Consider the following 11,901-nt stretch of genomic DNA (forward strand, 5'->3'; position numbering starts at 1 on the left):
GGGTATAGGAAGTTCAACCGCCCTTTTTGGCGAGTCTGGCGGGTAGGAAGCGGCCGCGCAAGCGCCGCTTTGGGCACAGATCGGGCACAGATCGGGGGTTCATGCGTGGGTTTTCGACATCGCGGGGCCACGCAGCGGCTCAGTGCGTAGGCCGCGCAAGCGCCGCTTTGGGCACAGATCGGTGCGATTCGATCAGCCCTTGACAAGATTGTAGAGAGGCTCGTGTCCCTTCGGAGCTGCTTCGACAACTTGCAGCGAAGCGGCGAGATAAAGCCTTGCGGTTGCAATGATCCGGATTGCACTACCTTCCAGCTTAGCGAAAGCGCTGTGCTGGAGATGGACCGTCGACGGCTGGAGCTGTTGGCTGTGGCGCATTCGGTAGCCCCCTCAAGTCCTGACCAATTCTACAATCTTGACTGACGGTAGATGGCGCGTGCCATCGGAACTGGAGCGATTGCAAAACGATCGTTTCCTGTACGCCTCCACGACCGCTAGGCCAAGCTGCACTTTCCGCTAGCCAGACCGCAAGAAATGTCGTAAAACAATCAACGTACAGCCAAGGTACGTTTGATGATCATCGGCTATGCCCGCGTGAGTACGCAGGACCAGAACCCGGAGCTGCAGCTTAACGCGCTCCGTGGCGCCGGCTGCGAGGAGCTGTTCCAGGAGAAGGCAACCGGCAAGTTCCGCGAGCGGCCTGAGCTGACCGCCTGCCTGCGCTCGATGCGCAAGGGCGACACGCTGGTGGTCTGGAAGCTCGACCGCCTCGCGCGGTCGCTGAAGGACCTGGTCGAGATCGTCCACGACCTTAACCAGCGCGGCGTCGGCTTCCGATCGCTCACCGAAGCCATCGACACCCACAGCAGCGGTGGTCGGCTGGTCTTTCACCTCTTTGGCGCGCTCGCCGAGTTCGAGCACAGCCTGATCCGCGAGCGGACGATGGCCGGCCTTGTCGCGGCCCGCGCCCGTGGTCGGAAGGGCGGCCGCAAGCCCGTCATGTCGAAGGCCGACACGCGAAAGGCGGCGGCGATGCTGTCCGATCCGAATATCACCAAAACCGAGGTCGCCAAGCATTTCAGCGTCAGCCGCGTCACCTTGAACGCGGCGCTGGCTCGCGAAGGCTATGCTGCCACGGGCTCTGCGCGACCAACCCCCGAATCCTGAGCCCCCCCAATGCCGACACGAGTCACCCGATGACCAACGAAGAACTCAAACGCACACTCTGGGACACCGCCAACAAGCTGCGCGGCTCGGTGTCGGCGGCCGAGTACAAGTACCCGGTGCTGGGGATGGTGTTCCTGAAGTACGTGTCGGACCTGTTCGATGCGCAGTCGAACGTCATTCGCCAGCGCATCGCCGAGCCGGGCTCGGACTACTACATCGAGGACGAGGCCACGCGGAAGGCCAGCGAGGATGGTGGAAAGAGTCGCGCAAGAACGAGGACCGCTACCTACTCGCCCCCGATGACTTCAGCTACATCGTCGTCGTGGCGGATCGCGGAGGTTATGTCCTGCCGTGGACAGCCTTCTGGATCGAGCACGAGCATCAGCGCAGGAAGCGCGAACGAGCGTACCGGGCGTTCTGGGGCACCTAGAAAAGGCTGAGGCCGCCCCTAGGGACGGCCTCGTTACTCCTTCAACGCATGGTTGATGAGCTGACGCGAATGGTACCCATCAAGAGCTTGACCCGCAATGAACTCCCGATGGGCGGCCGCGAAGATTGCGGTCCAAGCCTCTATCTCGTTGTTTAATGGGGGCTTCCCGGCTACCGCTCAAGGGGCGACATGAACGAAAACCACCTCGAAGTCGTCTGCCTCGACTGGCTCGCGTCCCTGGGCTGGACCTGCCTGCATAGCGACGCGGTATCGCCGGGTGGGGAGCAGGCAGGCAGAGACCGCTACGCCGATGTCGTGCTGGCACCGCGATTGCGCGATGCGGTGTCGCGGCTTTCTCCCGATTTGGTCCCCGCCGAAGTCTGCGAGGTCGTGGCCAAGGTCGCGAGCTACGGCTCGCAGTCGCTGGTCGATGGCAACCGCGAGATGTACGACTGGCTGCGCAATGGCGTTCCGCTCGAGCGTATTGAGCCAGATGGGCGGCGCAGCGTGCTGCGTGTGCCGGTGATCGACTTCGACGGCCCCAATGATCTTCTCGCGGTCCAGCAGTTCACCGTACACGGCCAGAAGCTCCGCCGACCCGACCTGGTCCTGTTCGTCAACGGTCTCCCACTGGTCGTCATCGAGCTGAAGAACCCGGCCGACCCGAATGCCGACTACGAGAAGGCCTACCACCAGATCCAGACCTACAAGGCCGACATCCCGCAGCTGTTCGCGTACAACCTGCTCAACGTCATCTCCGATGGCACGGTGGCTCGCTATGGCTCGTTGAGCGCCGATCTGAGCCGTCATTCCCGCTGGCGCCTGGTTGGCGGCGAGAAGGCCGCCAAGGGCATGTTGGAGCTGGAGTCGCTGATGCGCGGCCTGATGGAGCCGCACACCCTGCTCGATTTCTTCCGCGGGTTCGTGGCCTTTGGCGGCAGCGACGGCGGAGCTAGCTTCAAGATCATCGCGCAGTGGCATCAGTACCACGGCGTGAAGAAAGCGGTGCAACGAGCTGTCGACGCCCTGACCCATCGCAAAGACGGCAAGGGCGGCGTGATCTGGTTCACCCAGGGCTCGGGCAAGTCGCTGCTCGCCTTGTTCTACGTGATGGCCCTGCGCGAGCGATCCGAGTTCGCGAACCCGACCGTCGTGCTGGTCACCGACCGCAAATCTAGTACTTCTCCCAGTGTTGCGTGGAAGATCTAGATTGGAGCCTCCCGTCCGCAACAGAGCCTTTGTTCGATGGTACATATAGTGTTGCTTCCTCAACAGGAAACTGCCTTTGCTCAACGTGCTTACGGATCCTCAGGTTCCAGCCTCACTACGGGGCGCCTTACTAGTTGACGATGTTCACAGGCTGCCTCGTTACTGGGCTAGCGTCCGGGCGTTGATGTCCAATCATGATCTCGCCGCATCTAGTCAGGTTCGTCAACGGCAACTTTGTCGCGCCTATCTATCAGTTCCGCAGCGGCGCCACGCATCAAACCGTGGGGGCCGCATTGGACGATCTGGATGTCGTTCGGCTCTGGCAACAAGCCGGTAGCCGGGTTCGGACTGAGCATCAACCTGGGGCGCTAAACGATTGCGTGGTGGAAAAAGGAGGTGAACGTATCTCGGCAAGGGCCCTTCGGGGCCCTTGTTCGTGCCAGCGCTTGACGAATCGGTTCTTTTCTTATGGGCATGTAGGTATACCCATAAATGCTCGCTGCGGCCTCTTCACTTGCAGGGTGATGTCTCGTTGTCACTCTTCGCGGAGCGCCTCATCAGCCATCCTCTCATCAAGCGCATTGAAGCGCTGATACAGCTGTTCCACCTCATCTGGAAGGCCAACACCCAGATGATTTGCGAGCTGCTGCAGGCCGACGAAGACATAGCGACAAGACGTCATCAAAAGGTGATCAAAATCCGTATCTTCCGGCCCTATCCGTATCGATTCCAGAACGTCCCCGTCCGTCACTAGTAGGCCTTCCAATGACTTCGGAGAAAAATGGAGCGCCTCGGAGGCCATGACGAACCTGCCATACATCAAAGGAACCACGCCACCCGCCTGAGCCCAGTCAAACGTTCTGATGTCACGCGCAGCCCGTCCCTGATGATCCTTGAAGTCGTTCAAGCGTTGCATAGCCTCTGCTATTTGCTGCTGCAACACCTCATCCGACGGCTCGCGAATCATCTCAGCCGGCCAGTCCTGGCGGAAGCTGAGGATGTCGCCCAACATCTTCTTCCGGTTCAAGACGTCTTGGATCAAATAGTCCTGAAGCCACTCAGGCCGAGCTATCAAAGCCGACAGACGGGCCAACGCCTCCATCAAGCTCCGCTGGTGTCCCAGTGCTTCGGTGTAGAACCCATTCACTGCCAAGAGGGTCAGAGCACGAAGCCCCGACACCTGCCTGATGAGAAGGCAGGTAGGGATGAGCTGATGCGGATCGTCGGCCGATATCTCAAGCTTGGCGACAAAGAGTTCACCAGCAGTTGCAAGAGAGCGGGTGACTTCCAGCGATTCAGCATGGCGATCAAGCATCTTTTCGACATGAGGCCCGCGGCCATTGATGGGATCAAGACACCGGCCAGACATAGAATCGGCTCCTTCTATCACTGAATCATCCCGCTCAAACTGGTTGAGAGCGAACACGAGAAATGGCCGTTGTCTGAAGACGACAGCGATCAGCTAACACTCTACTGTCCACGGGCGTTCGCCAACACCTCTTCGGCCTGCCGTGGCGGGATGTAGATGACCATAGCAATGCCTTTGGCATCAGATGTCATGGTATTGATCAGTCCATACCTACGGACGTTCTGCTCACTAATCGATGTCCCGTAGGGAATGAAGACACCGGCGCGGACCGCGGGACTCTGCGGAGCGGGCACACGGAAGGCTTTGAAGGAGTTGATGACATCTGCCTCCACGGCTGCTGATGCCTGACCACTGACCTGAATGCCGCACACTCCCAGGCTGTTGATCACGAGATTCAACGACGGAGCCTCATTGTCTGCCGAGGGGAGCACATACATCTTACGCTGCCCTCGCTGAGGCGATTTGGAGTAGCCGCTCGCGGCCTCGTCAGCAGGCTGTAGAGCGTCGGCCTCTATCAACTGCGCCACCTTCGACGTATCGCTCTGGGTGTCATAGCAATACTTACGAAAACTAGCGATTGCGGAGCTTTCTTCGACGCTCGAAGCAGAGGGGGCCTGTGAAGGAACATCTGCCGGGCTACTAACCTGCGGGCTATGCTCAGCCGCGACGGGGGCAGTTCCGCCCGATGCCGGTGTGCCACCGGGCTGGCAAGCCACCAGCAAAGTCCCCATCGCTCCGGCAAAGACCGATCCGCCAAATGCATTCGCTTTCAAGCTGGTTCTCCTTGAGCACCACACGGCTCTCCGCGAACTATAACGCACCTGCAAATCGTCAGCGCCCCAGTCCCTGCTGTAGCCGTGGGGCCGGAATCCGGGGGCCTTCCAGAGATCCTGGTGGTATGGTCGCTCGTTGACGGCCATGATCGAGAACCTCCAAGAGCCGGCGCGCTTTGCGCTCGCCGCCACTCATTTCCCGTCGTGTTCCCTGCCCTTCTTTGTGCTCGTGAAATAGCGCATCGAGCTTGCTTTGAAGCCCCCCGACCTGTGCCCCGGGCCGTTGGGCTGGCGGGATGGCCGCCGGCCGCTCCTTGACCCCGGCATCGAGCACGGTTGCCTTCAATCGCTCCAACCCCAACCGGGTATTGAGCTGCTCCACGTCGTCGTACGTCCCGTAGAGCTTGTAGCTCCCCTTGGTGAGCCGGGTAAAGGCCACCAGCGACGACGCGTTGTCCATCATCCCCAGGTTCATGAGGTGGAACACTTCGCGCTTGCCCTGCCCCTGGCTCTTGTGGACGGTCACCGCGTAGTCGTGGACCACCGCCTTGTGCTGGTGCGTGTTCCACACCACCTTGCGCCCATGTTCCTTTGGGTTTTCCGAACGCAAGGTGCCGACGATGTCGTAGCCGCCCGAGCGCGACGGCTTGATGGATTGGATGGTGGCCTGGGTGCCATTGACCACACCCAAGTCCTTGCTCTTGGCTGTGAACATCATCTTGCCGCCCCAGGCCATGGTGTCCTGCGCGCTTCCGTCTTTGTCGAGGTAACACTCGGTGAGCATCAGATACTCGACCACGGCCGCGCCGGACTTGCTGTCCTTGCCTTGTGCGGTCAATGCGGTGACGTTGAACATGGGGCCTCCCACTGCGAGCTTTACCATGCATAGCAAAAATATGCGTTTGAGCAATAGGGCTGCTGTTGTCAATCGAAGTGGCAGGCCCTAACATTCAAGGAACATCAGATTCTGAAGGAACTTTATATGCCACGGAAGAAGCAGCTAAAGGTCAGAGGCAGCACTATCACCAGTTATGATGTAGCTGTTAAGCGGATCAAAAGTGAGCACACAGATTCTTCGATCGAGGTCATCAAGCTCCAGATCGAAGCTGATCAGGTGATCTACGAATACCAGTTGCACAAGGACGAGAATTTTTCCGACCTGAAGATGGCAAGAGACGCCATTGATGCATCACTTAAAAAGGCACGAGAGGATTTTCTGAACGTGGAGATCTCTGAATATCCTGAGCGCTCCTACCTCACGCTTAAGGTTCAGGGGGAGTCGAGCAAGCAGTTCACGGGAGACCGCAAATAGGTTTCGTGCGGCGGTTTGAGACCAGTTCGGAAAGGATGCCTCCTTATCTATGACCTTACTTGCGGAAGATCGCTTCCAACTCGTCATCTGAAACGGCGCGGAGCTTCGGCGGCGTGGCACCGCGTTTTTGCAGCTCCGCGGCGGCCTGGCCGGCGGTCATCTTCAGCACGCGCTGGACCTCCGCGGCTCTCTGCGCGTTGGCTTCGGGCAGGGGATTTTTCTGAATCGGTTGCGCCCCCTGTTCGGTCCACGCGGCGCGTTCCTGGCCCTCGCGCGCGTGCGGGTAACTGACGCCTGGCCAGTTTAAGAGGGGCAAATCGCCGGTCGTTTGCACAATCGCCCTGATGCCCGACCTTTCAGGGCCGTATTGCCTTCCCTTCCTGGGCCCTAGATCATCGATCAGCCGGCCGGGGGAAACTACGGCCCGAGATTCTTCGTGGAGCGTTGCGTTCTTGTCATGTGTGCGCCAAGCCACGGTTCGCTTGCCCATCTTGCCGGCCAGCTCGATTGCTGTTGCCCCGGCGGTCTTGCAGCAGATCACGGTGCCGGTCATCGACTCGAACGCTTGAGCGGCCTTGTCTCCGTAGACTTCTTGGATCTGGCTCAGGTCCTGCACGCAGGCGACCAGCGAGACGCCCTTGCTTCTGCCCACGGCGATCAACGGCTCAATGTTCAGTTTTCCGGCCGTGGTCAGCTCATCGAAGTACAAGCCCGGGTGACGGCCTCGCTCATCGTCTTTCAATGTCAGGATTTCCGGGACAACGGTGTTGATCATCGCGCTGATGTATGCGCGCAAGCAATGGATCTCCGAGTAGTCGGCCAGCGGGCATCCCAGGAGAACCGCCGCGGCGCGCTCGGATAGGGCAGACGTGATCGAGGGGGCTTTGCCGAACGAAGCTTCCTAGGCCAGCGTCGTCTCAACCAGTTGTCGGCGGAGGTCTAAATCATAGCCCAAGCGATTCATTTGCATGAGTCATCCAACTATTAAGAGAACCAAGCGGATAACCACTTCAGCTTATTACCGGTGTAAAGCGTGGCTATAAGCCCGACGAAGGCAAGGAAAGCCGGCACGTAGACCTTATATGCATTCGCCCTCCACTCGTTCGCATATCGGTGATCCCCTATTCGCAACCTCAACCTAAAGAGATACCCCCGAAAACTTAAATCCCCATGGGAACTTGTTACAGCGAGGTATCGAAAGAACGTTGCGAAATGCTTTCGAAGTCTGCGCTCGCTCAAAGCGGTAGCGCAGCTATAGCGCGCTATGATCAACTCTTTTTCATCCATCCTCATATTCTTAGATGCGTATGGAGAGATGAATGCCGTAACTGCCCCGGTCGCGTCTTGCGCAAACCAAAGCTGCCCGCCCCTTTCGTCCATCAGCATCTTCCCCAGATTGGAGTCTGCGTATTGAACGTTGAGCATTCGGCTACCAACAATGATCCACAACGCATTTAGAACAGAGTCGGCGTAAGTCCCCTTAAGTGCAGGCATATCCCTCTGATTCTTGAGATAAATGTCCCCAAGCTCGGCACAACCTAGATTTCGGGCCTCATTGAAGAGCCGATCGATCCTTCGCTCAACATCTAACCAAGCAACCCGACTTACAAATGCCTTGACTCTCCCCCTGTGCAGGCACCGTTGCGCTCTCTCCAACTGCTTCTTCATGCCAGCCCTTAAAATCTATCCCTGATGGATGGTTCTACTTGTTCTTCCGCGCCTGTCCAACAATCGCTTTCCTGACCTGCTTACGCAACGGGTCCAAGTCATCGATCGCCGTAGCCACCACCAAGCGCCGCTTCGACCTTTTTAGTTCCTGGCATGCCCAAGACGCCAAGGCGATGATCGCAGTGGTAATCACCGGGCTCTCTTCTGCCGTCAAATCCTGGATCTGCCGGCGGAGCTTGGGCGGCACGGTCACCATCGTTCGCTCGGTCCTGGCGCCGTGGACGTCCCGGTAGTCGAACATCTGCGAGCCCCTCCCCACTTCGAGATGCACCTTCTTGCCCGACCGAGCAAACGGTTTCTCCTCGGAGTAGTCGAAATACGTCTTCCTCCCGGGCGCATCGCCAGCGGCCACCAGCAGCTCGGCCAGCTCTTCTTCGGAAAACTGGTCCAGGTCGATGAGCGGCGCATACGTGCGTTCCGGCTTGGCGTGGACCACTTTCGCAGCCTTGAACAGGTCTTTGCGGGCCGGTGCCTTCTTGGCAAAGGCTTTCTTGGCGGGGGTCTTCTTGGCAGCCATGAGATCCGGCAGGGGCAGCATTGGGATGTCCATCATGCCTTCCCCCGAGCCGGGTTGACCAACCTTTTTTGGATAGCCTGACCTACCCGCAGAATGTCCTCTCGAGCCTTGGCCACGCCCGCGCCGCGCATGGAGAACACGGTCTCGCCGAGCTCGTAGTAGCTCGCCAACGCCGCCCGCTCGGGAATGACGATGGCACCTGCAAGGTTCGGGTCTTCGAGCCGGCGGCGGTGCTCCGCGCGCTTGAGGTTGACCCGGTTGGCGACCGGCAGGAAGGCCTTGCCCTGACGTCGCAGCGTGTCGATGGTCCGCAGGTAAACAACGTAGCTGCCGCCGTCGAGCAGCGTTGGGACGAGATATAGGTCCGCGTCCGGCAGCTGGTCTTTCACTGGGGCACTGGGCGGCATGTCCTGGATATCCAGGTCAAATCCAGGCGAACTTGAGCGACTCACGGTGAACGGGGTTTCCCCGTCGCTCATCGCTGACCAGGCCACGGAACCGCATTGCGGGTCGCGGTCATTGACGAGAACGCGGGATTGGCCGGCGAACGCGGCGGCGAGGTTGAGCGAAAGCGTGGTGCGCCCCACGCCCCCTTTGAAGCAACAGACAACGAAGCGCATGAGCTGGGCTCCTTTCATGAGCTGGGCTCCTTTTATGAGTAGGTTGTGAAACACATTACGGTGCAAACCCAATCCCGCAAGGGCCGTGCAGCTAGAAGGTTTCAGCGGTGCAGACGTCTGAGGTTCAGCGACCCCAGGCCGCGGCGGGAGCCGTGGCCCACCCTGCCGTTGTCTCCACCCCGCTTTTCGGCGGCGAGCAGCCGCCGGCCTGGGCGTCAGTCCACGGCTTTGTGATTGCGACGGAGGTGGGCATAGGCGGGAATCGTCGCTGGATTCAAGATCTTCCCCCTTGAAGGTTAACTTCTTTCTAACTCAACCGTTGACCCTGACCCACCCACCGATTCCCTGTGCACCGTGAAGTAGGAAATTCTACCTTCCGACGCGCCCTACTACGAGGCAATGCTTCAAAACCCCTCAGTGCGCCAAGCAAACTTTCACTTGGCGATCCATAGTCCTGAGGAAAAGCCCTGCCTCGTAAATCAACTGATTGGCTTCGGCGCTCCCAATACTCAAATCAGAATTTATAGCTGGGCCTAATTGCACTCGCCACTCTCTAGTATTAGGGGCCGTGCGCGAGCTTTGCTTTCGTTTCTAATAGCGCAAAGTCCAAGGTCTGATAGACCACACGAACAGCGGCTGCGTAGCCAACTGCGACCACAAACAGTCCGATGAACGAGATTGCAGCAGCAATGGCTGGGAAGAGACTTGTCTCCAAAACTTCTTGGGCAACGGACGGGGAAAGCACGCGTGCCGTAACAAGCCAGAACAAGGCACCCCAGAGGATACCAATGAATACGTTGAATCGCGCCATTCGCTCAGTCGTTTGCGTTTTCACGAGCTGAACCCCAGAAGACAAACGCTCCAACTCCCCTTGATCTTTCACAAGTCCATCGATGGCGCCGGCAAGCTCTTCAATGGACTTTGCGCTGACACCAGCAAGAACCGTCCGAGTTGGGAGGCCGAAGTACACGCTGATAGCACCCAGCGTCAGCGCGGCGACAATCATGAAAGGATTAAAAGCCCGCTCTACAAGGAAGATACCAACCAAGATGATCAACGTAAGAAAGAAGATCCAGAGCAAACGTTTCCAGATGATGCCTAGGCCGCTCATGATCAACCACGGGCCGACTAGTAGTTCCTCTGAAAGTGCGCGTAGCGCGTCTTCCTTCGTCCGAAGCGGTTGGCGGTTGACGACCGCGTATTCGGCAAGCCTAACCGCTGACCGGATCCTATCGAACTCCATTTCCCCTCCTTTGAATAGCCCGGGCTTTTGTAGACACTCTTCTGCCGTTTAGTACGTACTGCTGTTCAAACTCTATCGGGGACAGCCCGCCATTGGAACCGTGTCGCCGTGTCGTGTTGTAAAATATCTCGATGTACTGGAAGACATCGGCGTATGCCTCGTTAACGACGCAGCATTGAGCGCGATTGTGCCTGCCCCTGCTTCAAGTTACAGGGAAAATGCCCTTCGTGAGGATAAGCCTGGCTTGCTACCCGTCAACTGGCTTTACCCAGGTCGGGTGCTTTTGCTCTATCACTAAGACGAAACACAGATCATAGCCAAGCCCACAACGCGGTATCCCGTTCGCCTAGTTTGTCAGTTATGTTGAGCTCCCATCCGCCTGCCCTAAGAGGGCTTGACGCTCAACGTCAGATGGGGCCCACCAGATTGATGGGATATAGCAAGATCCCGCAAACGCCCTACCCCGCGCTGCGCTACGCTTCCACCCAGTCACTGGTACGGAACAGGCGTCATGGGTGCGGCACGCAAGGCCTTGTGGTACATCGAAAGCCACTTTGCCGAGAACCCCTCGCTGGCCCAGGTCGCCGAGGCAGTCGAACTCTCGCCCTTCCATCTCTCACGCCTGTTCCAACTCAGTACCGGGACCTCGATGGCGCGCTACCTTCGTGTGCGTCGACTGACCGAGGCGGCAAGGACCCTGGCTGCTGGCGGCGACCCCATCCTTGACGTCGCCCTGGCCGCAGGCTATGCCTCGCATGCTGCCTTTACCAACGCCTTCACCGAGCAGTTCAAGCTGCCCCCGGAACAGGTTCGCCGGCATGGTCTGCACGGCCTCGCACTGTTGGAGGCCATCAAGCTCGACGCCCCAGCCCCGCCCTGCGAGGTGGAGCCGGTACGTCGCCGGCAGGGCCCGCTGCGTGTGGCGGGCATCCGCGCTCGCCACACCGCCGCTACGGTGGCGTCCATTCCCTCGCAATGGCAGCAGTTGGCGCTGCCCCGGGAGCTCGGCAAGGACATCGCCTTCGGGGTCTGCTGCAACCGCGATGGCGAGGGTACGTGCTCATCGGAACCGCGGCCTTGAACATGGTGCTCATCGGACTCGTCTGGTTCTGGCTGTACACCTCATGGAGCCGTGGCCACGCGGTGACCACCGCGACACTGGCCCAGCTCGGCTTGGTGATGTTGGTGACGGCCGGGCTCTGGTGGTTGTCGCGGCCGGTGTTCCACCTGCTTACACAGCGGGTCACCATGGCAGGGCCCTCGTTCCTGGCTCTCAGCGAGCTCTATGGTCAGCTCCGCACCATGCCGGCGCCAGGTCGAAAGTTGAAGTCCCGAGAGTTCGCCGTCGTGCGCCACTGGGGCACCTGCCCTATCTGCTCGGCCGAGGTGGATCTGGATCACGGACGGGCTGCTTTTCCGAACCGGCTGGTTGGTCGCTGCCATGATGCGCCGCTGGAGCACGTGTTCTCGTTTGACCCGGTGCGCCTTGTAGGGCGGTCATTGCTTAACGCGCAAGATGCAGGCTGAGGGGGTGGG

The 11,901-nt window shown here is 59.2% G+C and carries 13 protein-coding genes and 1 pseudogene; 6 read left to right on the top strand and 8 right to left on the bottom strand.

Annotated elements, in window-relative coordinates; translation table 11 throughout:
* Positions 1-567: 567 nt before the first annotated feature.
* The 3 genes from OC534_RS04170 to OC534_RS04180 all read left to right on the top strand — a co-directional run bounded on the left by OC534_RS04170 (position 568) and on the right by OC534_RS04180 (position 2,803).
* On the top strand, positions 568-1,164 hold the full coding sequence (locus tag OC534_RS04170; protein ID WP_262071421.1) for a recombinase family protein: 597 nt from the start codon (positions 568-570) through the stop codon (positions 1,162-1,164).
* A gap of 29 nt (positions 1,165-1,193) precedes the next feature.
* Entirely contained in the window at positions 1,194-1,604 is a 411-nt protein-coding gene (locus tag OC534_RS04175) for a type I restriction-modification system subunit M N-terminal domain-containing protein (protein ID WP_262071422.1), read from the top strand.
* A 179-nt stretch (positions 1,605-1,783) separates the two neighbouring features.
* Positions 1,784-2,803 (top strand): type I restriction endonuclease, encoded by a 1,020-nt coding sequence (locus tag OC534_RS04180; RefSeq protein WP_262071423.1) that lies wholly within the window; start codon positions 1,784-1,786, stop codon positions 2,801-2,803.
* Between the two features lie 535 nt (positions 2,804-3,338).
* Here OC534_RS04180 and OC534_RS04185 read toward each other — a convergent pair.
* Genes OC534_RS04185 through OC534_RS04195 form a run of 3 tightly spaced genes read right to left on the bottom strand, consistent with a single transcriptional unit; the run spans position 3,339 to position 5,801 of the window.
* Complete coding sequence (locus OC534_RS04185; RefSeq protein ID WP_262071424.1) at positions 3,339-4,229, bottom strand: DUF5677 domain-containing protein; 891 nt, start codon at positions 4,227-4,229, stop codon at positions 3,339-3,341.
* A gap of 44 nt (positions 4,230-4,273) precedes the next feature.
* Positions 4,274-4,945 (bottom strand): hypothetical protein, encoded by a 672-nt coding sequence (locus OC534_RS04190; RefSeq protein WP_262071425.1) that lies wholly within the window; start codon positions 4,943-4,945, stop codon positions 4,274-4,276.
* Positions 4,946-5,003: 58 nt separating this feature from the next.
* The gene (locus OC534_RS04195) at positions 5,004-5,801 is read right to left on the bottom strand and encodes a hypothetical protein (protein ID WP_262071426.1); all 798 of its coding nucleotides are present in this window, start codon (positions 5,799-5,801) and stop codon (positions 5,004-5,006) included.
* Between the two features lie 126 nt (positions 5,802-5,927).
* Between OC534_RS04195 and OC534_RS04200 the strand changes: the two genes are divergently transcribed.
* Positions 5,928-6,257 carry a hypothetical protein gene (locus tag OC534_RS04200; RefSeq protein ID WP_262071427.1) on the top strand — a complete coding sequence of 110 codons (330 nt, stop codon included), beginning with the start codon at positions 5,928-5,930 and terminating at the stop codon, positions 6,255-6,257.
* Between the two features lie 55 nt (positions 6,258-6,312).
* Here OC534_RS04200 and OC534_RS04205 read toward each other — a convergent pair whose 3' ends face one another.
* The 5 genes and pseudogenes from OC534_RS04205 to OC534_RS04225 all read right to left on the bottom strand — a co-directional run.
* The gene (locus tag OC534_RS04205; protein WP_316044051.1) at positions 6,313-7,131 is read right to left on the bottom strand and encodes a type IV secretory system conjugative DNA transfer family protein; all 819 of its coding nucleotides are present in this window, start codon (positions 7,129-7,131) and stop codon (positions 6,313-6,315) included.
* An 828-nt stretch (positions 7,132-7,959) separates the two neighbouring features.
* Positions 7,960-8,523: a hypothetical protein gene (locus tag OC534_RS04210; RefSeq protein WP_262071428.1), complete on the bottom strand. Its 564-nt coding sequence runs from the start codon at positions 8,521-8,523 to the stop codon at positions 7,960-7,962.
* 11 nt (positions 8,524-8,534) lie between these two features.
* Entirely contained in the window at positions 8,535-9,140 is a 606-nt protein-coding gene (locus OC534_RS04215) for a ParA family protein (protein ID WP_262071429.1), read from the bottom strand.
* 541 nt (positions 9,141-9,681) lie between these two features.
* Positions 9,682-10,365: a hypothetical protein gene (locus tag OC534_RS04220; protein ID WP_262071430.1), complete on the bottom strand. Its 684-nt coding sequence runs from the start codon at positions 10,363-10,365 to the stop codon at positions 9,682-9,684.
* Positions 10,352-10,531 (bottom strand): annotated as a pseudogene (locus OC534_RS04225) (IS3 family transposase); the annotation flags it as partial. The gene OC534_RS04220 and the pseudogene OC534_RS04225, both read right to left, overlap by 14 nt.
* A gap of 345 nt (positions 10,532-10,876) precedes the next feature.
* Here OC534_RS04225 and OC534_RS04230 point away from each other — a divergent pair.
* Together OC534_RS04230 and OC534_RS04235 are read left to right on the top strand one after the other, a co-directional pair.
* Complete coding sequence (locus OC534_RS04230; protein WP_262071431.1) at positions 10,877-11,446, top strand: AraC family transcriptional regulator; 570 nt, start codon at positions 10,877-10,879, stop codon at positions 11,444-11,446.
* Complete coding sequence (locus OC534_RS04235; RefSeq protein ID WP_262071432.1) at positions 11,443-11,892, top strand: hypothetical protein; 450 nt, start codon at positions 11,443-11,445, stop codon at positions 11,890-11,892. Before OC534_RS04230 ends, OC534_RS04235 begins: the two co-directional genes overlap by 4 nt.
* Positions 11,893-11,901 lie beyond the last annotated feature (9 nt).

The sequence above is a fragment of the Stenotrophomonas sp. Marseille-Q5258 genome (genome assembly GCF_946900935.1).
In the GTDB taxonomy this organism is placed as follows: Bacteria; Pseudomonadota; Gammaproteobacteria; order Xanthomonadales; family Xanthomonadaceae; genus Stenotrophomonas; species Stenotrophomonas nematodicola.